This is a genomic window from Streptomyces lichenis, assembly GCF_023218175.1.
GTDB classification, from domain to species: Bacteria; Actinomycetota; Actinomycetes; order Streptomycetales; family Streptomycetaceae; genus Streptomyces; species Streptomyces lichenis.
In genome coordinates this window covers 251,772-274,461 of sequence record NZ_JALPTH010000002.1, presented here as the reverse complement: position 1 = coordinate 274,461, position 22,690 = coordinate 251,772, and the positions used below count along the sequence as shown (strand labels likewise).

The window sequence follows — 22,690 nt, the reverse complement described above, 5'->3', positions numbered from 1 at the left end:
GTCCGAATAAGCGAGATCGAATTTGCGAACCGCCGATCTCTTGTTACGGTGCTGGAAGCCCGGTCGCTGGTGCATCCCCCGTCGCCAGCGACCGGGCCCTTCATTTTTCGCGGAGGCGGAAGCTCCCCTTCCGGAAGATCGGCGCCCCGCTCAACTGCTCCTGCCGCCCGTGGAGTTGCTCCCGGACCGCAGCAGCAGCGGACCATCCTCGTACCGACCGCTCGGGCCCTTGCCGGCGAACTCCGCCACAGCCGCGTATTCCCGGTGCTTAACCCCGCGATCGGCACCCTGAGCCGACCGCCGGGCCGACTCCGGACGCGGTTCCCGCGGTGTCTCGCAAACCCCCGGATCGTCCTCGGCCGGGACCCCGCAATGCGATTCCACGGTCCGTCCGCCGGGCGCCATCAGGGTCAGCACCAGACGCAGCTCGGCGCCCGTGGCATTGCGGTAGTACGTCCTGGCCCAGACCTCCCCGGCCACGGCGTCGCGCTGCACACAGGTCTGCGCCTCCACTCCGCCCGGGGACGCCACCTCCGGGCCGCAGCTCACCACCCGGGCGGCCTCCTCGGTGGCCCGGGGTGACGCTCCGGGTGCCGCGGGGGCCGCGCGTACGGCCACACCGCCGGCCCTACCGGGCGAGGGGCTCGCGGCCGCACCGGCCGGGCCGGATCCGGACAGGGGCGGGGCGGGCGGCGGCAGGGTGTCCGGGGCGACGGGGCGGACGGCGTGGGCCATCACCGGAAACAGGGCGGCGCAGGCCAAGGCCGCTCCGCATCCGATCACACGACGGTTCATGGGAGGACACACCCACCTGCCTGCTGCCGGCGCCTGCTGCCAGGACGGGTACGGACGGGACCAGAGCCGACGATATCGGCGGAAACCGGGCGGCCGATGATCGCGCGCCGGTACCCACGCGGCACCGCCCTTCCCGCCGACCTAACGGGCGGCGGGCGCCTTCGTCACGGCGGGAGAGGGGGTCGCGGCGGCCGCAGGGCCCGGCGCGGCTCAGTACCTCAGCCGGCTGCCGCCGTCCGGGGCGCTGCTGCTCGCCTCGACCAGCGCGTCCACCACGGCCTCCACATCCGGCAGCCAGGGCGCCGCGGAACCGGCCAGCGGCTCGCGCTCCCAGCGCACCTGGCCGGTCCAGGTGTCCGAGGGCGGCAGCACCAGGTAACCGCCCTCACCGTGGAACCGCAGCGAACTGGGCACCTGGTCCTTGGCGTACAGCAGCTCGCCGAGCTGCTCCAGGCTGTACGGGGCGACCAGCAGCGACCACCGGGTCGGGGTCGCCACCACCGGGCCGATACGCATGTCCATCCGGTCCAGCTCGGCCAGCGCCCGGGCACCCGCGACGGCGGGCAGGCTGACCGCGCAGGGCGCGCTGCCGCCGGTGGCCAGCAGGATCGGGGCGTCCGGGCGGTTGGTCCACCACCAGCGGACCAGCCGGGGGTCGCGCGTGGCCGCCAGCAGCCCGGGGTCGAAGGGGTGCGCGCCGGGTACCGCGCACTCGGGGTCGGGGCAGGCGCAGCCGCGGTCGCGGTCGCCACGACCGCCGGCCGCCGTGAGCCCCACGCCGGGGAGTACGGGCCAGTCCCACTCGGTGGCGCACCGGAGGGCCGCGCCGAGATGGTCAGGCCTCCTCCCGCGCCGGAGCCGGAGCCTGCGTCGCCTTCCGAGGATCTCGCGCATGTGCGCTCGTTCCTTTCCGTTGAACGCCGAGGTCATCCACTACCACGCGCTCACGACCACATACGTGGTCACAAGGCGCGTCCATCACATCGCCACATCCGCGCACATCGCCGTCGCCGCGTCATCGGGCACGACGCCGCGCGGGCACCGCGCTACCGCGGCCCGTGCGGTGCGGTCGCACTACTGCCACCGCGCTCGCTCTTCGCTGCCTGTCACGTGATCACTGCCTGCGTGCCTACTGCGTGTTCGCCGCGCCGCGCACTCGTCCGGCCGCCGCGGCGAGCTCCCGGGTGCCAGCCGCTTCGACGGCTGCGACCGTCGCGGCGGTTCCGGCCGCTCTGCACTGCTTGGACTGCATCCGACTCGCCGACCGGTCGCGACGTACGGCTACCGCCGTCCGTCCATTCAACACATGGCGCGCGGGTGGCGTATCCCTGGCGCGCGCCAGGCGATCCGTCGGAACCACCGGATCGTCACCGGTCCCGTCCCGCCGATCCCACCCGCCCGTACGGCCCCGCACGCCCCACCGTCATCGGTCCGCACACGAAGACGCACGCACGTACACGGACACGGGGACGTTCAGGGGCCGGGTATGTGCATGCGTTTGTCCTACATGTACGTACCCAGCGGGATCGGGATGACGCCCTCCCGTGGGGAAGCCCAGGGGCCTCGCCGCCGGGACGTGCCCCGTTCGAACGGTGCTCAGTCGACCGCAGCCCCGGTTCCCGTACGGCTTTTTCCGGCCAGCTTGCGGGGCCGGCAATTGGCGCGCGTCCAGTCGTGACAATGCTGGACATCCCCTTACGTGTGCGTGTACATGTGGACGCAGTGACAGCGGCGCAGATTGACATGGGGGTTTGCGATGCTTCTCGGCGAGACGCACCCATCGCAGAGCCGGCTGCCATGAGCGCCCCCCACCAGCCCAAAGTGGCTGGATTCGATCCCGGCGTTCCCTGTCCCGCGCACACTGCCGACCCGTCGGCCGACCCTTCCGCCGAGTTCTCCGCCGATCCCCCCGCCGAAGCGGCTGACGAGGCGGACGACGAAACCCGAGGCGAGGAAGCCCGAGGCGGGCCGTTCGCGGGAGGACCCATGGAAGCGCCCGCGGAACCCTCCGCCGGTTCTCCGGCGGACAGCCGTTCGACGGACAGTCATTCGACCGGCAGTCATTCGACGGGCAGTCATTCGGCCGACAGCCGTCCGGCGGCCGGTCGTTCGGCGGACGGAGGCGGCCTCGGGCCCGTGCCGGGCCCGGACGGCCCGCGTCCCGCACCCGGGGCGCTGATCCAGGACCGGCTGGCCGGCTGGGTGTCGGATCTGAGCACCCTGCACGAACTCACCGAGCGACTCGCCCGCACCGGGACGCTCGACGAGGCCCTGCGCGAACTGCTGCGGGCCGGCGCCACGCTGGTCGGGGCGCGCCGCGGTCTGGCCGTGCTGGAGCCGGCCGACGGCCAGGGCCCGGCGTCCACCGTCGGTCTGGGCCTGGCCCACTGCGACATCGGGGCCATCGAGACGGTGCCGCGTGAGGCCACCGCCTTCGGCCGGCTGCTGGACGGGCCCTCCGACGGGCGAGGGCCCGACGGCCGGCCGGCCGGGCCGGTCGCGGTCCCCGACCTGGCCGGCGACCCGGGGCTGGACCCGCGCCACCGGGAGGTCGCCGCGCGGCTCGGCTTCGCCGCGAGCTTCGCCGTACCGCTGGCCGCCGAAGCGGGCGGCCGGCTCGGCGCGGCCGTCTGGTTCTACGACGAGCCGGCCGAGCCCGCCGAGGGCCGCCGCCACCTCGCCGGCCTGTACGGGCGGTACGCCGCCGAGCACCTCGCCCGGCTGCTGGAGCTGGAACGGGCCCGGGCCCGGATGGCCGCCCTCGCCGAGGAGCTGCTGCCGACCCGGCTGCCGTATGTGCCGGGGGTACGGCTGGCCGTCCGGCACCTCACCGGGCCGCGGGGCGGCGGCGACTGGTACGACGCGCTGCCGCTGCCGGAGGGCGCGCTGGGACTGGCGGTCGGGTCGGTGTCCGGCAGCGGGCCGAGCGCACTGGCCGCGATGGGCCGGATGCGGGCCTCGCTGCGGGCGTACGCCGTGATGGAGGGCGAGGACCCGGTCGCCGTCCTGTCCGACCTGGAGCTGATGCTGCGGCTCACCGAGCCCGCCCGGTCGGCCACCGCGCTGTTCGCCTACGCCGAGCCGGAGCGGCGCAGGATCGTGCTGGCCGGGGCCGGGCACACCCCGCCGCTGATCGTCGGCGAGCACCGCACCGAGTTCGTGGAGACCTCGCTGTCCGCGCCGCTCGGGATGCTCGCCTGCTGGGAGGCGCCCAGCGTGGAGATCGCCCCGGCGAGCGGCGAGACCGTGCTGCTCTACACGGACGGGCTGCTCCGGGGCCCCGGAGAGTCGACGGACCGGGCCTTCACCCGGCTGCACGCCGCCGCGGCGACCGTGCCCCGCACCGATCGCGCCGACCCCGGTGCCGTCGCCGACCATGTCCTGCACACGCTGCTGCCGGACGGTGCCCCGGCGGGCGAGGACGTGGTCATCCTCGCCGCCCGCTTCGACTGAGCGGCCGGTCCGCTCCCCGGGCCCGGAGTCCGGAGTCCGAGACCCGGGGTCGCGGGACTGCGGGACTTACGCCTCTGGGGTGGTCGGCCGTACGACCGTACGATGGGCCCGAGGGTTCACTGTCGTACCCACGTATCGAAGAGGAGGCGGACCCGTGGCCGAAGAGCTCACCCCGGAGACCCCGGAAGAGGAAGAGCCGATCAAGCAGCGCAAGAACGGGCTGTACCCGGGCGTTTCCGACGAGCTCGCCGAGAACATGAAGTCCGGCTGGGCCGACACGGAGCTGCACGGGCTGGAGCCCATCCCGCAGGCCGAGCGGACCGCCGCCCGGCGCGCGGAGCTGTCGCGCCGGTTCCCCGGCGACCGCCTGGTGATCCCCGCGGGCAACCTGAAGACCCGCTCGAACGACACCGAGTACAACTTCCGGCCCGCCACCGAGTACGCGTACCTCACCGGCGACCACACCAACGACGGCGTCCTGGTGCTGGAGCCCACCGCCGACGGCCACCAGGCCACGATCTACCTGCTGCCGCGCTCCAACCGCGAGAACGGCGAGTTCTGGCTGGACGGGATGGGCGAGCTGTGGACCGGCCGCCGCAACTCCCTGACCGAGGCCGAGCAGCTGCTGGGCCTGCCCGCCAAGGACGTGCGCGAACTGACCGCGCAGCTGGCCGAGGCCACCGGCCCGGTCCGGGTCGTCCGCGGCCATGACGCCGCCGTCGAGGCCGCGCTCACCGACAAGGTGACCGCCGAGCGGGACGAGGAGCTGCGGATCCACCTCTCCGAGGCGCGGCTGGTGAAGGACGCCTTCGAGATCGGCGAGCTGGAGAAGGCCTGCGCCTCCACCGCGCGCGGCTTCGAGGACGTGGTCCGTGTCCTCGACAAGGCCGAGGCCACCAGCGAGCGCTATATCGAGGGCACGTTCTTCCTGCGCGCCCGGGTCGAGGGCAACGACATCGGCTACGGCTCCATCTGCGCCGCCGGGCCGCACGCCACCACCCTGCACTGGGTGCGCAACGACGGCGCGGTGCGCTCCGGAGAGCTGCTGCTGCTCGACGCGGGTGTGGAGACGCAGACCCTGTACACCGCCGACGTCACGCGCACCCTGCCGATCAACGGCCGCTTCACCGACCTCCAGCGCAAGATCTACGACGCCGTCTACGACGCCCAGGAGGCGGGCATCGCGGCGGTCACCCCGGGCGCCCCGTACCGCGCCTTCCACGACGCCGCGCAGCGCGTGCTGGCCGAGCGGCTGGTGGCCTGGGGCCTGCTCGGCGACCTCGATGTGGAGAAGGTCCTGGAGCTGGGCCTCCAGCGCCGCTGGACCCTGCACGGCACCGGGCACATGCTCGGTATGGATGTGCACGACTGCGCGGCGGCACGGACCGAGAACTATGTGAACACCACGCTGGAGCCGGGCATGTGCCTGACGGTCGAGCCGGGCCTGTACTTCCAGGCCGACGACCTGACGGTGCCCGAGGAGTACCGGGGCATCGGCGTCCGCATCGAGGACGACATCCTGGTCACCGAGGACGGCAACCGGAACCTGTCGGACGGCCTCCCCCGTCGGTCCGACGAGGTCGAGGCGTGGATGGCGTCGCTGAAGGGCTGACGTCGCCCCTAGCCGGACCCTTCGGGCGCGGTGCCCATCGCCAGGCCCTTCGGGGGTCGGCTCCTTACGGCTCTTCGGGGCGATGTTTCACGTGAAACCGATGTTTCACGTGAAACATCGCCCCGAACTGCTTCCCTGCTTCCCTGGGAGGAGTCTGGCGGGGTCAGGAGGCGACCAGCGGTGCCGGTGCGTCCGTACGCCACTTGACGATCTTGTCGAAGCTGACCACGGCCCCGCCCCGGCCGGAGCGGTTGCCGAAGTGGACATGGTCGGCCAGCTCCTCGATGAGGCTCAGCCCCCGGCCGCTCTCCGCCTCCGGGGTCGGTCTGCGCACTGCCGGGACCGGCCCCCGGGGGAAGCCCGGCCCGGAGTCGGCCACCTCGATACGGCACTTCTCACCGTCGAGGTAGGCGGTCACCCGGTACTCGGCCGACGGCTCGCCCGTCCCCGTCCGGCCGCCGTGCTCCACGGCGTTGGCGCAGGCTTCGGTGAGGGCGAGCGACAGGTCGTACGAGACGTCCGGGTCGACGCCCGCGGTCTCCATGGTGCCGAGGAGAAGGCGGCGGGCGAGCGGAACACTCGCAGCCTCACGCCGCAAATGGAGAGACCACCAGATGCTCATGCTCCAGCCTCCTGGCTGCGGCTTGACATACCGATACGTATTGCCCGGCGACACGGACCGTAAGCGCGGGGTTGACAGGAGCGCGCCCGTTCGGCGGAGGCGGGTAGCCCGGACGACGGGGTAGTGGAGCGCGGGCGCAGAGGAGCGCGAGGGTGGTGGAGTGCACGGGTAGGGGGGTGCACCGGCAGGGGAGGAGCGGGCGACCCGGGACGGCCCCAAAGGTGATGTTCCGGACCTGCCGTATGGCGGCGGGGGCGGCAGTGCGATGATGACCCGGCCATGTCTGCCCCCTCCGGGTTCGCCCCGACCACCGGTCCGCGGGTGCTTCCGCGACTGCTGAGGGCCGCGGTGTTCGCCGCGGTCTGCGTCGCGCTGTCCGGAGTGGGCCACGCCCTGGCGGCCTGCGCGACGGTCCCCTGGTGGACCCTGGTCGCCGGTTTCCTCGGGGTGTTCGCGGCGATCGTCCCGCTCGCCGGGCGTGAGCGCTCTCTGCCGCTCATCGCGACGGCCCTCGCCGGCGGACAACTCGGCCTGCATGTGCTGTTCGGGCTGGGCGAGCGCTACCAGCATCTGCTGCACACCCTGCTCGGCGGCTCCCGCGCGGGCGGCGGGAACCTCGCCGCGAGCGGTGCGGGTGCGGGCGGGCAGGCGGACGACGCTCTGATCCGGATCGCCGCCCGGCTGGTCTGCGGGGCCGGTCCGCGGTCGATCAGCACGGCGGACGCCTACCGGATCGTCGCGGGCGCGGGACTGGATCCGCATGACGCGGCCACGGCCGCCTCGGCCGGGCAGGGCGCGCACTCCGCGCACGGGGCCGCCGCGTCGGCGGCACTGCTGCCCGGCCTCCCCATGATCCTGGGCCATCTGCTGGCGGCGCTGGCCACCGGCTGGCTGCTGCGCCGCGGCGACCTGGCCCTGCTCCGGCTGGCCCGGCTCTCCGGCCGCGGCGCCTGCGAGGTGGCCGACGGCGCGCTCGTACGCGCCCTGCGGGCCGCCCTGGCCCTCGTACGCGCGCTGGCGGGCGGACTGCCCGTACCGCCCGCGGGTGGACCGCGGTACCGGCGCACCGGTGACGACTCCCCGCCGCCCGGCGCGGCGGACGCACTCCAGCACTCGGTGATCAGGCGCGGCCCTCCGGCCGTACTCGTCCTCGCAGCCTGACACGGTCCACTCGGCAGCGGGTGGTGCCGTGGCGCGTCCGCGCGCACACCGATGTCACCGCATCCCTGCTCTTACGTGGAGTGTGCTTCCGTATGAACGTTTCCCGTGCCGCCGCCCTCGTCGCCGGTGTCGCCGCCTCCTCGGTCGTCCTGCTGGCCGGGCCCGCCTTCGCGCACGTCAGCGTGCAGCCCCAGGGCGAGGCCGCCAAGGGCGGTTACGCCACCGTCAACTTCAAGGTGCCGAACGAGCGCGACAACGCCTCCACCGTGAAGCTGGAGGTCACCCTGCCGGCCGACACCCCGATGGCTTCCGTGCTGCCGCAGCCGGTCCCGGGCTGGACGGTCAAGGTCGACAAGGCCAAGCTCGCCAAGCCGCTGGACGTGCACGGCAAGCAGATCAGCGAGGCCCCGTCCAAGATCACCTGGACCGCCAAGTCGTCCAAGATCGGCCCCGGTGAGTTCCAGCAGTTCCCGGTCTCCCTGGGCCAGCTGCCGGAGAACGCCGACCAGCTCGTCTTCAAGGCCCTCCAGACGTACGACAACAAGGAGGTCGTGCGCTGGATCGAGGAGCCCAAGGAGGGTGGCGAGGAGCCGGAGACCCCGGCGCCCGTGCTGGAGCTCTCCGCGGCGACCGGCGACCACCACGGTGGCGGCGCGGCGGACCACGACAAGGCCGAGAAGGACGGCGAGCAGGGCGCGGAGGACACCAAGGACGCCGGGCACGACGACGACGGCACGCACGACTCCGCGAGCGCCGCGTCCGACTCCGAGGCCTCGTCCAGTGACACCACGGCCCGGGTCCTCGGCATCGTCGGCATCGTGATCGGCGCCGCGGGCGTGGCCTTCGGCGTCCTGGCCGGCCGCCGCCGCTCCGCCTGACGCACCAGCCGAGACCGGGACCGCCCGACGGCGCACCCTGCCCGAGGGCGCGGACGGCTCGCAGGCGCGGACCGTCCGCGGCCGGGACGAGCCGTGGGCCGGAAACGGCGGTGAGCAGCCCCGGACGACCGGGCGGGCCAGGCATCCGGACCTGGCCCGCCCGGCCCCGGCGGCCGCCCCGCCGTCCCTCCTCGCCCCCGCCGTCCCTTCCCGTCCCTCCCGGACCGCCCGCGTGCCGAGCCCCGCTCGGACGTCCCGGAACACCGTCCGGAACACCGCCGGAACATGAGAGAGAAGCCCCACCCCATGCACCACCACATCGACACCTCCCCCGCCCCAGGGCCCGAGGAGCGGGCGCAGCGCCCGGCACGGGTCCGCCGCGGCGGCCGCCGGACCGCCCGTCTCGCGACCGCTCTCGTCGCCGTGTCCGCGTTCGCCCTCACCGCCTGCGGTGGCGACGACGGAACCAAGGCGAAGGGGGACGGCTCGGTCGCCCAGGTCTCGGGCGGATCGTCCCAGGACAAGGCGGCGACCGTCCTCGACCAGCCCTTCACGAAGCCCGACCTCGTCCTGACCGACACCAAGGGCGTGAAGTTCGACCTGCGCGAACGCACCAAGGGCAAGCCGACCCTCCTCTACTTCGGCTACACCCACTGCCCGGACGTGTGCCCGCTGACCATGAGCAACATCGCCCTGGCGAAGAAGGAGCTGCCCAAGGCCGACCAGGACAAGCTCCAGGTCGTCTTCGTCACCACCGACCCCGAGCGGGACACCTCGGCGGAGCTGGCGAAGTGGCTGCCCGGAGCGGGCGACCCGTCCTTCACCGGGCTCACCGGCGACTTCGCCACCATCCAGGCGGGCGCGCGCCAGCTCGGCATCACCATCGAGCCGTCGAAGAAGAACAAGGACGGTTCGATCGAGTCCATGCACGGCACCCAGGTGATCGCGTTCTCCCCGAAGACGGACGCGGGCTATGTGCTCTACGGCGAGGACACCCGCTGGGAGGACTACGCCAAGGACCTGCCCAAGCTGGTGAAGGGGGAGCGGCCGTGACCCGCCCCGGTACGGCGCTGGGCGCCGCCATGGCACTCGCCGCGGCACTGGTCCTCGGCGGCTGCTCCTCGTCCGCCACCCACGGCGGCGGCAGCGGTACGGAGGCGGGCTCGGCGCCGCGGCTGAAGGTCGCCGACGCGTATATGCCGCAGCCGGTGGGCGACACCGCGGGCGGCTTCCTCACCGTCACCAACACCGGTGACGGGGCGGACAGGCTGGTCGGGGTGAGCAGCCCGCTCTCCGACGACGTGGAGATCCACGAGACGAAGGACCAGCGGATGCGGGAGGTCGAGTCGTTCGACATCCCCGCCGGCGGTGAGCTGCACCTCGAACGGGGCGGCAGCCATCTGATGTTCATGGAGATCAAGAAGCAGCCGAAGCAGGGCGAGAAGGTGGCGGTGGAGCTGCGCTTCGAGAAGTCCGGCCCGATCCGGATCGACCTGCCCGTCGAGGCGCCCACCCACAACCCCGCGTCCGGCCACACGGCCCACGGCTCCGCCCACCACTGAGAGACGGGGACGAGACACCATGACGGCCACTGCCCCGGGGACCGCCACCGGCACCCCCGCCACCGGCACCCCCACCCGCGACGGAACCCCCGCCCGGACACGGATCCACGGCCGGGACCGGATCCGTGGCCGGGACCGGATCCGCGGCCGGGGCGTGCGGCCCCGGGACGGCCGGCCCGGCCCGGTGGCCGTACGGCTGCTGCTGGTGCTGGCCGCGCTCCTCGGCGCCGTGTTCGCCGGGGCGGCGCCCGCGTCCGCGCACGCCGCGCTGACCGCGAGCGACCCCCGGGACGGCGCGGTCGTCGCGGCCGCCCCGAAGGAGGTGACGCTCACCTTCTCCGAGCAGGTCGCCATGGGCGACGACTCGATCCGCGTGCTGGAACCCAGCGGCAAGCGCGCCGACACCGGCACGGTCCGGGACCGGAGCGGCGGCGGCGAGGTCCGGCACGCGGTCGGGCTGCACTCCGGACTGCCGGACGGCACGTACACCGTCGCCTGGCGGGTGGTGTCCGCCGACAGCCACCCGATCTCCGGGGCGTTCACCTTCTCCATCGGCGCCCCCTCGGAGCAGCGGGCGGTGGTGGCCCAGGCGGAGGCCGGTGGCGGGCTGGTCGGGGTGCTGTACGGGATCGCGCGCTACGTCTCGTACGGCGGTTTCATCCTGCTGGTCGGCGGTGGCGCGTTCGTGCTGGCCTGCTGGCCGCGCGGGGCGGCGGTACGGCCGCTGCAACGGCTGGTGGTACGCGGCTGGGTGGCGCTGACCGGCGCGACCCTGGTCCAGCTGCTGCTGCGCGGGCCCTATACGGGGGTGGGCGCCGAGCCGGGCGCGGAGGCCTCGGTGGCCGACGCCTTCGACCTGGACGTCCTCGGCACCGTACTGGAGACCAAGACCGGAACGGCGCTGGTCTCGCGGCTGCTGCTGCTCGGTGCCGCCGCGCTGTTCGTCGCGGTGCTCTTCGGCGCGTACACCCGGCGCGCGGAGGAGAGCGAGCGCAAGGACCTGTCCTTCGGCCTGGCGGTCGGCGGCACGGTCGTCGCGGCCGGACTCGCGGCCACCTGGGCGCTGTCCGAGCACGCCTCGACCGGCATCCAGGCCGCCGTGGCGATGCCGGTGGACGTGCTGCACCTGCTCGCCATGGCCGCGTGGCTGGGCGGACTGGCGGCGCTGCTGGTGGTGCTGTTCCGGGGGCCGTCGATCGGACGGGAGGCGGTACGGCGGTTCTCCCGGCTGGCGTTCGGCTCGGTGGTGGCCCTGGCCGTGACCGGCGTCTACCAGTCGTGGCGGCAGGTCGGTTCCTGGAGCGCGCTGACCGGTACGGCGTACGGGCGGCTGCTGGTGATCAAGGTCGCGCTGGTCGCGGTGCTGGTCGGCCTCGCCTGGTTCTCCCGCCGGTGGACCGGGCGGCTGAGCGAGGCCTCCGAGACCGCCGAGACACCGGAGGGGGCCGAGGGCGCGCCGGTCGCGGCGGTCGCCGCCACGGGCGCGGCAGGCGGGGGCGGCGATGAGGCCCCCGACCGGGACGGCGACAGCGCCGCCGGGGCGGAGCCGTCCGCCGAGCGGGCACGGCAACTGGCCCGGCAGCGGGCCGCGCTGGCCACCGCCCAGGACAAGCGGCGGCGCGACGCCGACCCGGTCCGCTCCGGGCTGCGCCGCTCGGTGCTGGCGGAGGCGGCCGTCGCGGTCGTCCTGCTCGCCGTCACCACCGTGCTGACGACCACCGAGCCCGGTCGTACGGAGGAGGAGGCCGGCCGGGCGCAGGCGGGGGCGGCACAGACCGCCCCGGCACCCACCGGGCCCGTCGAGCTCACGCTGCCGTTCGACACCGGCGGCGTGAACGGCAAGGGCACCATCCGGCTCACCGTGGACCCGGGCCGGTCCGGGGCCAACGCCCTGCACGTCTTCGCGGACGGCACCGACGGCCGGCCGCTGGACCTGCCCGAGCTGAAGGTGTCGTTCACCCTGCGCGAGCAGCAGATCGGGCCGCTGCCCGTTCAGCCGGACCGCATCGCGGCCGGACACTGGAGCGCGGAGGGCCTGCAGATCCCGATGCCCGGCGAGTGGACGATCCAGGTGACCGTCCGCACCTCCGACATCGACCAGACCACCCTCGACAAGAACGTGAAGATCGGCTGACCCCGCTATGCAGCACGACCGCCGGCGCGAGCGCGAGAACGACCACCCGAGGGCTCAGGGAGCCGCGAAGGGGCTCCCTGAGCCCTCGGAACGACCAACCGCCGAGGCGCGACCCGGCCAAGAGCAGGCGTCCGGGGCGGGGGTGTCCCGGCGGCGGCTGCTGGGCAGTGCGGGCGCGGCCGGGGCGGCCGGGCTGGTGCTGGGCGGGGCGGGTGGCGCCGCCGTCCACGCCGCCACCGCGTCCGAGCCGGGGACGGCGCTGTCCACGGTCGGCTCGTCCCGGGTGCCCTTCCACGGGCGGCACCAGGCGGGCATCCTCCAGCCGATGCAGGCCCGGGGCCATCTGGTCGCCTTCGACCTGGTGCCCGGTGCCGGGCGCCGGGAGGCCGCGGCGCTGCTGCGGCGCTGGTCTGCGGTGGCGGAGCGGCTGATGGCGGGACGCCCCGTGGGCGGCGGGGACACCGGGGTGGCGCTGGACGCGGGGCCGTCCTCGCTCACGGTCACCTTCGGCTTCGGCGCCTCCTTCTTCGGCCGCACTGGACTGACCGGGCGGCGACCGGTCGAGTTGGAGCCGCTGCCCGCGTTCTCCGCCGACCGGCTCGACGCCCGGCGCTCGAACGGCGACCTGTGGGTGCAGATCGGCGCCGACGACGCCCTGGTGGCCTTCCACGCGCTGCGCGCCGTACAGAAGGAGGCGGCCGGGGCGGCGAAGGTCCGGTGGCAGATGAACGGCTTCAACCGGGCGCCCGGTGCCACCGCGCAGCCGATGACCACCCGCAATCTGATGGGCCAGGTCGACGGCACCGGCAACCCCAAGCCGTCCGAGCCGGACTTCGACGCGCGGGTGTTCGTCCCGGCGGGCGGTGGCCGTGGCGGGGGCGGGAGCGGGGCGCAGGCGTGGATGGCGGGCGGGTCGTACGCGGTGGTCCGCCGGATCCGGATGCTGCTGGACGACTGGGAGAAGCTGTCCCTGGCGAAGCAGGAGCAGGTCATCGGGCGGCGCAAGGCGGACGGTGCCCCGCTGACCGGTGGGACCGAGACGACGGAGCCCGACCTGGAGAAGGCCGGCGCCGACGGCCGCCCGGTCATCGCCGCCGACGCGCACTCCCGGATCTCGGCACCCGAGCAGAACGGCGGGGCCGCGATGCTGCGCAGGCCCTTCTCGTACCACGACGGGATCGGTCCGGACGGGGAGCCGGACGCCGGACTGATCTTCGTCGCCTGGCAGGCCGACCCGCGCCGGGGCTTCGTACCGGTGCAGCGGAAGCTGGACCGGGGCGACGCGCTGTCGCCGTTCATCCGGCACGAGGCGAGCGGTCTGTACGCGGTGCCCGGCGGCCCGGCGGAGGGCGAGTACGTGGGCCAGCGGCTGCTGGAGTCCTGAGCTGCGTTCCCCTCTTGTCCCGTGGGCCGGGTTGGCGGCCGAGGCGGGGACCCTGTCCGGTTCGGGGCCGAGGCGGGGTCCTGTCCGGCATCCGGCGACCGCCGCCCCGGCCCCGGGGGGCGCATTAGGGTGACCGGTATGTCGGCCACGCGCTATACGTATCTCGGTCCCGAGGGCACCTTCACCGAAGCCGCCCTCCGTACGCTTCCGGAGGCCGCCACCCGCGAGCTGGTGCCCATGGTCTCCGTGGCGGCCGCGCTCGACGCCGTACGCGGCGGGGAGGCGGCCGCCGCCTTCGTGCCCATCGAGAACTCGGTCGAGGGCGGGGTGACGGCCACCCTGGACGAGCTGGCCTCCGGCGAGCCGCTGATGATCTACCGCGAGGTCCTGCTGCCCATCGCGTTCGCGCTGCTGGTGCGGCCGGGCACCAAGCTCACCGACATCAAGACGGTGACCGGCCATCCGGTGGCCCAGCCGCAGGTGCGCAAGTGGCTGCGCGCCCATCTCCCGGAGGCCGTGTGGGAGTCGGCCGCCTCCAACGCGGACGGCGCGCGGCTGGTGCAGGAGGGCCGGTACGACGCCGCCTTCGCCGGGGAGTTCGCCGCGGTGCGGTACGGGCTGGAGACCCTGGTCCGGGACATCCATGACGCCGCCAACGCGGAGACCCGGTTCGTGCTGGTCGGCCGTCCGGCCCGGCCCGCCGCGCCCACCGGCGTGGACAAGACCTCGGTGGTGGTCTGGCAGCAGGAGGACCACCCGGGCACCCTGCAGGCCCTGCTCCAGGAGTTCGCCGCGCGCGGGGTCAACCTGATGCTGCTGCAGTCCCGTCCGACGGGCGCGGGTATCGGCAACTACTGCTTCGCGATCGACGCCGAGGGCCATATCGCGGACCTGCGGATGGGTGAGGCGCTGATGGGGCTGAAGCGGAGCTGCGCCAAGGTGCGGTTCCTCGGTTCGTACCCCCGGGCCGGCGCCGCCGTCGAGGACGTCACCCCGCTGCACCCGGGGATGTCCGACGCGGACTTCACGGCGGCCTCGGACTGGCTGGCCCGCTGCCAGGACGGCCGGGCCTGAGGCCGTACCGGGCGGGGGCTCGGGGCGTACCGGGCCGTACCGGGCCGGGAGAAAGTTATCCACAGGGCCGCTTCTCGACCTGGGGACAAGTCGACATCGGTCGAGGCGGGGTCGACAAATCGCCCCCAGGACGACCCGGCCGCGCCCGGGTGGGGCTCAGGCGGGACGGAGCCCCGTACCACCGCCCCGATGTCCCGATTCCACCGATCGCCCCTTTTGAGAGCTGATTTCCCACTCGAATGAGTGGGAACTCCCAGGTTTGCCCGGCAGTCCGCGGCAGGGAAATAACTTCGGAATGATCAATTCGCGAGTTCCCGCTGATCCATCCGCTGATCCACAGAACTTCCACACAGCCTGTGGATAACAATTCCCTCCCGCGGTCGGGCTGTGGACAACCGCAGCCGCCGCGCACCGCCCGGCCCCCGAGGCGCCAAGCCCGGAGCGGTCCGCTCCCGCCCCACCCCCGCCAAGCGCAAGCAACCCTATTTCGGACTTTCCGCGCGTAACGACACGCGTCGTAAATCCGTGAAGGGGCCGCCGTCCGGCACCGGTAGCCTGGTGGGGTGATTGACCTTCGCCTGCTCCGTGAGGACCCCGACCGTGTTCGCGCCTCCCAGCGCGCCCGTGGAGAGGACGTCGCCCTCGTCGACGCCCTGCTCTCCGCCGACGAGCGGCGCAGGTCGTCCGGTGTCCGCTTCGACGAACTGCGTTCCGAGCAGAAGGCGCTGGGCAAGCGCATCCCCAAGGCCTCCCCGGAGGAGCGGGCGGAGCTGCTGCAGCGCGCCGAGCAGCTGAAGACGGACGTCAAGGCAGCCGACGCCCAGCAGCACGAGGCCGACGAAGAGGCCAAGCAGCTGCTGCTGAAGCTGGGGAACCTGGTCCACCCGGACGTCCCGGAGGGCGGCGAGGAGGACTTCGTCGTCCTGGAGACGCACGGCACCATCCGGGACTTCGGTGCCGAGGGCTTCGAGCCGAAGGACCACCTGGAGCTGGGCGAGGCGCTCGGCGCCATCGACATGGAGCGGGGCGCCAAGGTGTCCGGCTCGCGCTTCTACTACCTCACCGGGGTCGGCGCCCTGCTGGAGCTGGCCCTGGTCAACGCGGCCATCGCCCAGGCGACCGAGGCCGGGTTCATCCCGATGCTGACGCCCACGCTGGTCCGGCCGCGCGCCATGGAGGGCACCGGGTTCCTCGGCCAGGCCGCCGAGAACGTCTACCACCTGGAGAAGGACGACTACTACCTGGTGGGCACGTCCGAGGTGCCGCTCGCGGCGTACCACATGGACGAGATCCTCGACGCCGACAAGCTGCCGCTGCGGTACGCCGGGTTCTCCCCCTGCTACCGGCGCGAGGCCGGGACCTACGGCAAGGACACCCGGGGCATCTTCCGGGTCCACCAGTTCGACAAGGTGGAGATGTTCTCGTACGTCGCGCCCGAGGACGCCGAGGCCGAGCACAAGCGGCTGCTGGAGTGGGAGAAGCAGTGGCTGAACTCGCTGGAGCTGCCGTTCCAGGTGATCGACGTCGCCACCGGTGACCTGGGCGCCTCCGCCTCGCGTAAGTACGACTGCGAGGCCTGGATCCCGACGCAGGGCAAGTACCGCGAGCTGACCTCCGCGTCGAACTGCGACAGCTTCCAGGCCCGCCGCCTGTCCGTGCGGATGCGCGAGGAGCGCGAGGGCAGGAAGACGGTGCAGCCGCTGGCCACCCTCAACGGCACCCTGTGCGCGGTGCCGCGCACCATCGTCGCGCTGCTGGAGAACCACCAGCAGGCCGACGGCACGGTGCTCGTCCCGCAGGTGCTCCGCCCCTACCTGGGCGGACGCGAGATCCTGGAGCCCCTCGCCAAGTGACCACGCTCCCCGGACCCGCCGCCCCCACCCAGCCGGCCTCCTTCCCCCTCCAGTCGGCCACCCGCCGGTCGGCGTTCCCGTTCAAGCTGGTCGCGACCGACCTGGACGGCACGCTGCTGCGCTCCGACGACACCGTCTCGCAGCGCACCCGCGACGCGCTTGCCGCCGCCACGGCGGCGGGGGCCGCGCACATCGTGGTGACCGGGCGCTCGGTCCCCTGGACCCGGCACATCCTGGACGACCTCGGCTACGACGGCCTCGCCGTGTGCGGCCAAGGCGCGCAGGTCTACCACGCGGGTGAGCACCGGCTGCTCACCTCGGTGACGCTGGACCGGCAGCTGGCGGGGCTGGCGCTGTCGAAGATCGAGGCCGAGGTCGGCCCGCTCGCGATCGCCGCGAGCCGGGACGGGCTCGACGGAGACGTCCTGGTCGGCCCCGGTTACCGGGTCCAGGAGGGGCCGCTGCCCTACCTGCCGTACGAGGACCCGGCCGATCTGTGGTCGGCGCCGCTCAACAAGGTGTACATCCAGCACCCCGCCCTGGACGACGACGCCCTCGCCGCCGCCGCGCGGCAGGCCGTCGGCAGCCTGGTGAACGTGGTCATGGCGGGCTCGGGCATCGTGGAGATCCTCCCGCTGGGCCTGAGCAAGGCCACGGGCCTCTCGCTGGCGGCACGGCGGCTGGGTGTGAAGGCGTTCGAGACCATCGCCTTCGGCGACATGCCCAACGACATCCCCATGTTCGCCTGGGCCGAGCACGGCGTCGCCATGGCCAACGCCCACGACGACCTCAAGGCCGTCGCCCACGAGGTCACGGCGTCGAACGACGCCGACGGCATCGCGGTCGTGCTGGAGCAGCTCCTCGCGGCGGAGTGAAGCGGCTCCTCGTGGCGGGGTGAAGCGGCTTCTCACGGTGGGGTGGACCGGCTCGCGGTGCGGTGAACCGGCTCACCGGCTTCGGTTGGGGCGGTGCTGGGTGGGCCGGTCCCGGGTTTGCCGTACGCAATCACTGGGGTACTTGGGGGGGGTCCCCCACCCCCCTCCCCCCCGCCCCCTCCCACCCCTCCCCCCGCCCCGCACGCCCTCCTCCCCTCCACGGAAACTCAGTGGTGCCCGTGCCCCGGGCCGAGGCACAGTGATGACGCACCGGGACCGGGGGGCGCGGGCCACCGCACTCCCAGCGGGGCAGGCCGCGGGGCGTCGAGCACCGGAGTCCAGCGACGACTCCGGGTGCCTGCCCCGCGCCCCGCCCGGGGCGGCCGCTTCGAGCGCGCTTTCCGCGCGGGCCGCCCCTCCCGGTGCCCACCCCTCCCGTTCCCGTCCCGTGGTGCCTCTCGGCACGGTCGGTGCCCCAATCAAGCCGGTCGGGGCAGTCCGGAACAGCCCCGGGGCACGGCGGTGAACGCGTCAGAAGTTGATCATGTGGCCTGCCAGTCCGTGCACCGCCTCCTTCACTGCCTCGCCGAGCGTCGGGTGGGCGTGGACGTTGCGGGCGACCTCGTGCACTGTCAGGTCCCACTGCTGGGCCAGGGTCAGCTCCGGCAGCAGCTCCGTGACATCCGGGCCGATCAGATGGGCGCCGATGATCTCGCCGTACGTGGCATCGCTGATCAGCTTCACGAAGCCGGTGGAGTCACCGAGGCCGTGGGCCTTGCCGTTCGCCGTGAAGGGGAACTTGGCGACCTTGACGTCGAAGCCCTTCTCCCGGGCCTGCTCCTCGGTCCAGCCGAAGCTGGCGATCTGCGGCTGGCAGTAGGTGGCCCGCGGGATCATCGGGTAGTCGAGCTCCATGGTCTCCGCGTCCGCGATGGTCTCCGCGGCGACCACGCCCATGGCCTCCGCCGTGTGAGCCAGCATCAGCTTCGCCGTGACATCGCCGATGGCGTAGATGTTCGGGACCGAGGTCCGGCACCGCCCGTCCACCTCGATGGCTCCGCGCTCGGTGAGCCGCACCCCCGACTTGTCCAGGCCGAAGCCGTCGACGTTCGGCGCGAAGCCGATCGCCTGGAGCACCTTGTCCGCCTCCAGGACCTTCTCGGCGCCGTCCTTGCCGGTGACCGTCACCCGCACCTGGTCGCCGGACTCGTCGATGGACTCGACCCGCGTCGAGGTCAGCACGTTGATGCCGAGCTTCCGGTACTGCTTCGCCAGCTCCGCCGAGATGTCCTTGTCCTCCAACGGCGCCAGGCGGTCCAGGAACTCGACGATGGTGACCTCGACGCCGTAGTTCCGCATCACATAGGCGAACTCCACGCCGATGGCACCGGCTCCGGCGATCACGACGGACCCGGGCAGGTCCTGGTCGAGGATCTGCTCCTCGTAGGTCACCACCCGGTCGCTGCGCCGGGTGCCGGGCAGCAGGCGGGGGGTCGCACCGGTGGCGATGACGCAGTGGTCGAACGAGATCGTCGTGGACGACCCGTCGGCCAGGTCCACCTGGAGCGAGTTGGCGTCGAGGAAGGTGCCCCGGCCGGTGAACTCGGTGATGCCGTTCTTCTTCATCAGGTAGTGGACGCCCTTGACCCGGCCGTCCGCGACCCGGCGACTGCGCTTGAACGCCTCCCCGTAGTCGAAGGACACCTCGCCCTCCACCTTGATGCCGAAGGTCTTGGCCTCGCGGGTGAAGATGTGCGCCAGCTCCGCGTTGCGCAGCAGGGCCTTGGTGGGGATGCAGCCGACGTTGAGGCAGACGCCGCCCCAGTACCTCTCCTCCACGACCGCGACCCGCTTGCCCAGCTGGGCGGCGCGGATGGCGGCGACGTAACCGCCGGGGCCTGCTCCGAGTACGACGACGTCGAAGCGGTCTGACATGGCGTGCTCCCCAGGTGTGTGATGTGCCCAGCTTGCGTGCTTGTGCGGCACCGGCCGGCCTCCCGTGGTGCGGGCTCGCACGGTGGTGATCCGTGCCCACAGTAAGCCCGGCGGCCCCCGGCCGTCCGGGGCCTGTGGACAAGTTGTAGGATGACCGGGCAACCGGAGACCGAGCGGGGATTGGAGCAGTGGCCCATGGCGTTGCGGGCAGCGGGGCGGATGTCCCTGGTGGACACCGTAGTCGAGCAGTTGCGCGCCCAACTGGCCGACGGAGCGTGGGCGGTGGGCGACCGCATCCCCACCGAGCACGACCTCGCCGAGCAGCTGGGCGTCGGTCGCAACACCGTGCGCGAGGCCGTGCGGGTCCTGGTCCACGCGGGCCTGCTGGAGTCCCGTCAGGGGAACGGCACCTTCGTCCGCTCCACCGCCGACCCGGCCGCCGTGCTCCGCACCGTACGGGCGGCGGGCGCCCTGGACGTGCTGGAGCTGCGGATGGCGCTGGAGACCGAGGCGGCCCGGCTGGCCGCCGAGCGGCGCGACACGCACGACCTGCTCCGGTTGCGGGCCGCGCTCTCGACCCTCCACGAGCAGGGCGACCGTGCCGCCGACGCGGATGACGCCTTCCACCGTGCCGTGGTGGAGGCCACCCACAACGCCGCGTTCAGCGAGGTCTACCGCTTCTTCTCGGTCCAGGTGCACGAGAGCCTGGTCGCCTCGCTCGGCGACCACGAGATGCCGCCGATCCACCTGGATGCCCACGCGGCCCTGGTCGTCACCATCGAGCAGCGCGACCCGGACGCGGCGGACGCCGCCGTACGGGAACTGCTCCGCGCCCCCATGGAGACGGTCCGCGCCATCGTCCACCGCCGCCACCGCTGAATCGGAACCGGGCCGGACCGGGGCCGGTCGACGCCGGGGGCGGTGCCGGCGCCGGGGGGCGGTGCCGGTGCCGGGGGTGCCTGTGTCCCGGTCTCGTGGCCTCCATGCCAAAGGCCCGTCGCGGCCGCCGCCGGGCGCGTTCCCGCAAGGCGACCACTTCCCGGCCCGAGCCGGGCCCCGCCGGTCACTCTGCCGTCCGGGTCATGGGCCCCGCGGGTCAGGGCCGCAGGTCAGGGCTGTGGCTCAGGGCCGCAGGTCCGAGCCGTCGGCCGCCCCGCTCGGCCATCCGACCCGAAGGGTGCCCCACCCCGGCCTCGGCCGTCGACCGCCTCGGGCCGGTACCGGCCCCTCCCGGCCCAGCCTCCCGGGCCGTCCGCCAGACCAATGAACGCTGTGAAAGGTGCCACCCCATGCCACGCCCCGATGCCGAGCAGTTGCTGCTGGACGCCGAAGTCGATGTGCGGCCGTCCCCGCAGGCGTCGGCGGCTCGGCGGGCGCTGCTCGCCCACCCGGTCCTGCTGCTCGTCGGCATCGTGCTCGCCTCGCTCAACATGCGGGCCGCGCTGGCCGGTGTGTCACCACTGGTCGGCGAGATCAGCGGCGACTTCGGGCTGTCCGCCACGGCGACCTCGCTGGTGACCTCGGTGCCGGTGCTGTTCCTCGGCGCCGGTGCCGCCGTGGCGCCCTGGCTCGCCCGGCGGTTCGGCGCGGAACAGGTGCTCTGCGGCGCGCTGGTGCTGCTGGCCGCGGGCATCCTGCTGCGGGTCGCCCCCTCCACGTACGCGCTCTACGGCGGCGGAGTGCTGGTGGGCAGCGCGATCGCCCTGCTCAATGTGCTGATGCCGGGTCTGATCAAGCGGGACTTCCCGGACCGGGCCGCCGCCATGACCTCGGTCTACACCGGTTCGATGATCGCCGGAGCCACCCTGGCGGCCGCCGCCTCGGTCCCCCTGGAGCACGCCTTCGGCGGCGGCTGGCAGGCCTCGCTGGCGTTCTGGTCGCTGCTGGCGCTGGTCGCGGCGGTGGCCTGGGTTCCGCAGGTGCTGTTAGCGCGGGGGCGTACGGGGCACGAGGTCCGGGCCACCGGCACCGGCACCGGCACCGGTCGGAGTGTGTGGCGGTCGGCGCTGGCCTGGCAGGTCACCCTCTTCATGGGACTGCAGTCGCTGTGGACGTACGTCCTGATCGCCTGGCTTCCGACCATCTTCACCGATCACGGGATGAGCCGTTCGACGGCGGGTGTGATCTTCGCCTTCAACAACCTGATCCAGGTCGCGGGGGCCTTCCTGGTGCCGCTCCTGGCGGGCCGGATGCGCAGCCAGCGCCTCCTGGTCGTCCTGGTGACCGGGCTCGTGGCGGCCGGCTACGCCGGTCTGCTCGCCGCGCCGGTGGCCGGTGCGTGGCTGTGGTCCGGCCTGCTGGGCATCGGGCAGGGCGGGGCGGTGGGGCTGGCGCTCACCCTGATCGTGCTGCGCAGCGGTGACGCGGCGACCGCCTCGCGGCTCTCCGGCATGTCCCAGACGGTCGGCTATCTGCTGGCCGCGGTGGGACCGCTGGCGGCCGGTGCGGTCCACCAGGCGACGGGCGGCTGGACGGTGCCGATCGTCCTGGTCCTCGCGGTGTGCGCGGCGGCGCTGGGGGTGGGGCTCCTCGCCGCCCGCGACCGGCGCGTGTAGCCGGCGGTTCGGCGGCTACGAGGCGGGGTCGGCCCCATGGGCGGCGGGGGCGAGGAGCGGGTACCGGGCGGCTACTCCTCGCCCGCCGGGGCGAGCGTGCGGAGCTTCTGGCCGGCGTACCAGGTGGCCGCCACAGTCACCGCCACCAGCAGCGTGACCGCCACCGGGAGGCCGACGTCCGAGGCGATCATCCCGTTGTCACCGCTCGCCTTCTGGGCGACGGCGAGGGACCACTGTTGGACGCTCAGGGTGCGGGCGCCCTCGATCAGGGTGCCGAACAGGGCCTCCCACACCAGGGCGTAGACCAGGCCGATGACGACCGCGTGCCGGCTGATCGTGCCCAGCAGCAGGAACAGCGAGCTGTAGGCGATCGAGGCGACCAGCGCGGCGATGGTGTAGGAGATGGCGATCTGCTGGCCGTTGCCGTTGAGGATCAGGCCGGCCAGGAAGGTGGGGACGGCGGAGAACACCATGGTGACGGCGATGGCCACGGTGAGCTTGGTGACGATGATCGTCGGCCGCTTCACCGGCTTGGCCAGCAGGTACACGATGGAGCCGTCGTCGATCTCCGGCCCGATGGCGCCCGTCCCGGCGATCACGCCGATCAGCGGCACCATGGTGGCGAGGGCGAAGCCGCCCAGGACATCGGCGGCGATCTGGTCGTCGGCACCGTTGAAGGCGCGGACGGCCGCGGCGATCAGCAGCAGCAGTCCGGGCAGCAGGAAGAGGATCGCGGCGCGGCGGCGGCCGAGCAGGGCCCGGTAGGTGAGCCGGGCGACGGTGGGGTGGTACATGGT

Annotated in this window: 17 protein-coding genes; 13 read left to right on the top strand and 4 right to left on the bottom strand. The window is 73.3% G+C overall.

Features of this window, described 5'->3' with window-relative positions; translation table 11 throughout:
• Positions 1-1,005: 1,005 nt before the first annotated feature.
• Positions 1,006-1,689 carry a bifunctional DNA primase/polymerase gene (locus tag M1O15_RS02900; protein ID WP_248631562.1) on the bottom strand — a complete coding sequence of 228 codons (684 nt, stop codon included), beginning with the start codon at positions 1,687-1,689 and terminating at the stop codon, positions 1,006-1,008.
• Positions 1,690-2,475: 786 nt separating this feature from the next.
• On the opposite strand from M1O15_RS02900, the gene M1O15_RS02895 reads away from it, so the two are divergent.
• Together M1O15_RS02895 and M1O15_RS02890 are read left to right on the top strand one after the other, a co-directional pair.
• Positions 2,476-4,248, top strand: a complete 1,773-nt coding sequence (locus M1O15_RS02895) for a PP2C family protein-serine/threonine phosphatase (RefSeq protein WP_248631561.1) — start codon at positions 2,476-2,478, stop codon at positions 4,246-4,248.
• 154 nt (positions 4,249-4,402) lie between these two features.
• Positions 4,403-5,860: an aminopeptidase P family protein gene (locus tag M1O15_RS02890; protein ID WP_248631560.1), complete on the top strand. Its 1,458-nt coding sequence runs from the start codon at positions 4,403-4,405 to the stop codon at positions 5,858-5,860.
• Between the two features lie 163 nt (positions 5,861-6,023).
• On the opposite strand, the gene M1O15_RS02885 is transcribed toward M1O15_RS02890, so the two are convergent.
• Positions 6,024-6,482, bottom strand: coding sequence for an ATP-binding protein (locus M1O15_RS02885; protein ID WP_248631559.1), 459 nt, complete (start codon positions 6,480-6,482; stop codon positions 6,024-6,026).
• A 279-nt stretch (positions 6,483-6,761) separates the two neighbouring features.
• Here M1O15_RS02885 and M1O15_RS02880 point away from each other — a divergent pair, with 279 nt between their 5' ends.
• The 9 genes from M1O15_RS02880 (at position 6,762) to M1O15_RS02840 (ending at position 17,403) form a co-directional block, all read left to right on the top strand.
• The gene (locus M1O15_RS02880; RefSeq protein WP_248631558.1) at positions 6,762-7,643 is read left to right on the top strand and encodes a hypothetical protein; all 882 of its coding nucleotides are present in this window, start codon (positions 6,762-6,764) and stop codon (positions 7,641-7,643) included.
• 92 nt (positions 7,644-7,735) lie between these two features.
• Positions 7,736-8,521: a YcnI family copper-binding membrane protein gene (locus M1O15_RS02875; RefSeq protein WP_248631557.1), complete on the top strand. Its 786-nt coding sequence runs from the start codon at positions 7,736-7,738 to the stop codon at positions 8,519-8,521.
• A gap of 285 nt (positions 8,522-8,806) precedes the next feature.
• A complete protein-coding gene (locus M1O15_RS02870; RefSeq protein ID WP_248631556.1) occupies positions 8,807-9,574 on the top strand; it encodes an SCO family protein in 768 nt (255 codons plus the stop codon).
• On the top strand, positions 9,571-10,083 hold the full coding sequence (locus M1O15_RS02865) for a copper chaperone PCu(A)C (protein WP_248631555.1): 513 nt from the start codon (positions 9,571-9,573) through the stop codon (positions 10,081-10,083). Before M1O15_RS02870 ends, M1O15_RS02865 begins: the two co-directional genes overlap by 4 nt.
• A gap of 19 nt (positions 10,084-10,102) precedes the next feature.
• On the top strand, positions 10,103-12,217 hold the full coding sequence (locus M1O15_RS02860; protein WP_248631554.1) for a copper resistance CopC/CopD family protein: 2,115 nt from the start codon (positions 10,103-10,105) through the stop codon (positions 12,215-12,217).
• A 7-nt stretch (positions 12,218-12,224) separates the two neighbouring features.
• Positions 12,225-13,601, top strand: a complete 1,377-nt coding sequence (efeB, locus tag M1O15_RS02855; RefSeq protein WP_248631553.1) for an iron uptake transporter deferrochelatase/peroxidase subunit — start codon at positions 12,225-12,227, stop codon at positions 13,599-13,601.
• Positions 13,602-13,739: 138 nt separating this feature from the next.
• Positions 13,740-14,675, top strand: coding sequence for a prephenate dehydratase (gene pheA, locus M1O15_RS02850; protein ID WP_248631552.1), 936 nt, complete (start codon positions 13,740-13,742; stop codon positions 14,673-14,675).
• A gap of 563 nt (positions 14,676-15,238) precedes the next feature.
• Positions 15,239-16,528, top strand: a complete 1,290-nt coding sequence (gene serS, locus M1O15_RS02845) for a serine--tRNA ligase (RefSeq protein WP_248631551.1) — start codon at positions 15,239-15,241, stop codon at positions 16,526-16,528.
• 86 nt (positions 16,529-16,614) lie between these two features.
• The gene (locus tag M1O15_RS02840; protein WP_248631699.1) at positions 16,615-17,403 is read left to right on the top strand and encodes an HAD family hydrolase; all 789 of its coding nucleotides are present in this window, start codon (positions 16,615-16,617) and stop codon (positions 17,401-17,403) included.
• Between the two features lie 531 nt (positions 17,404-17,934).
• On the opposite strand, the gene lpdA is transcribed toward M1O15_RS02840, so the two are convergent.
• Positions 17,935-19,338, bottom strand: a complete 1,404-nt coding sequence (gene lpdA, locus M1O15_RS02835) for a dihydrolipoyl dehydrogenase (protein WP_248631549.1) — start codon at positions 19,336-19,338, stop codon at positions 17,935-17,937.
• A gap of 195 nt (positions 19,339-19,533) precedes the next feature.
• Here lpdA and M1O15_RS02830 point away from each other — a divergent pair, with 195 nt between their 5' ends.
• Positions 19,534-20,217 (top strand): FadR/GntR family transcriptional regulator, encoded by a 684-nt coding sequence (locus M1O15_RS02830; RefSeq protein WP_248631548.1) that lies wholly within the window; start codon positions 19,534-19,536, stop codon positions 20,215-20,217.
• A gap of 410 nt (positions 20,218-20,627) precedes the next feature.
• Entirely contained in the window at positions 20,628-21,893 is a 1,266-nt protein-coding gene (locus M1O15_RS02825) for a CynX/NimT family MFS transporter (RefSeq protein WP_248631547.1), read from the top strand.
• Positions 21,894-21,964: 71 nt separating this feature from the next.
• Here M1O15_RS02825 and M1O15_RS02820 read toward each other — a convergent pair whose 3' ends face one another.
• Positions 21,965-22,687 carry an ABC transporter permease gene (locus tag M1O15_RS02820; protein WP_248631546.1) on the bottom strand — a complete coding sequence of 241 codons (723 nt, stop codon included), beginning with the start codon at positions 22,685-22,687 and terminating at the stop codon, positions 21,965-21,967.
• Between the last annotated feature and the right edge of the window lie 3 nt (positions 22,688-22,690).

Bases quoted from the DNA above. Each gene is read 5' to 3' on its own strand.
- M1O15_RS02885 (WP_248631559.1), bottom strand. From the start codon at position 6,482: ATGAGCATCTGGTGGTCTCTCCATTTGCGGCGTGAGGCTGCGAGTGTT.
- M1O15_RS02880 (WP_248631558.1), top strand. From the start codon at position 6,762: ATGTCTGCCCCCTCCGGGTTCGCCCCGACCACCGGTCCGCGGGTGCTT.
- M1O15_RS02900 (WP_248631562.1), bottom strand. From the start codon at position 1,689: ATGCGCGAGATCCTCGGAAGGCGACGCAGGCTCCGGCTCCGGCGCGGG.
- M1O15_RS02895 (WP_248631561.1), top strand. From the start codon at position 2,476: ATGCTGGACATCCCCTTACGTGTGCGTGTACATGTGGACGCAGTGACA.
- pheA (WP_248631552.1), top strand. From the start codon at position 13,740: ATGTCGGCCACGCGCTATACGTATCTCGGTCCCGAGGGCACCTTCACC.
- M1O15_RS02825 (WP_248631547.1), top strand. From the start codon at position 20,628: ATGCCACGCCCCGATGCCGAGCAGTTGCTGCTGGACGCCGAAGTCGAT.
- lpdA (WP_248631549.1), bottom strand. From the start codon at position 19,338: ATGTCAGACCGCTTCGACGTCGTCGTACTCGGAGCAGGCCCCGGCGGT.
- M1O15_RS02875 (WP_248631557.1), top strand. From the start codon at position 7,736: ATGAACGTTTCCCGTGCCGCCGCCCTCGTCGCCGGTGTCGCCGCCTCC.
- efeB (WP_248631553.1), top strand. From the start codon at position 12,225: ATGCAGCACGACCGCCGGCGCGAGCGCGAGAACGACCACCCGAGGGCT.
- M1O15_RS02830 (WP_248631548.1), top strand. From the start codon at position 19,534: ATGGCGTTGCGGGCAGCGGGGCGGATGTCCCTGGTGGACACCGTAGTC.
- M1O15_RS02870 (WP_248631556.1), top strand. From the start codon at position 8,807: ATGAGAGAGAAGCCCCACCCCATGCACCACCACATCGACACCTCCCCC.
- M1O15_RS02820 (WP_248631546.1), bottom strand. From the start codon at position 22,687: ATGTACCACCCCACCGTCGCCCGGCTCACCTACCGGGCCCTGCTCGGC.
- M1O15_RS02860 (WP_248631554.1), top strand. From the start codon at position 10,103: ATGACGGCCACTGCCCCGGGGACCGCCACCGGCACCCCCGCCACCGGC.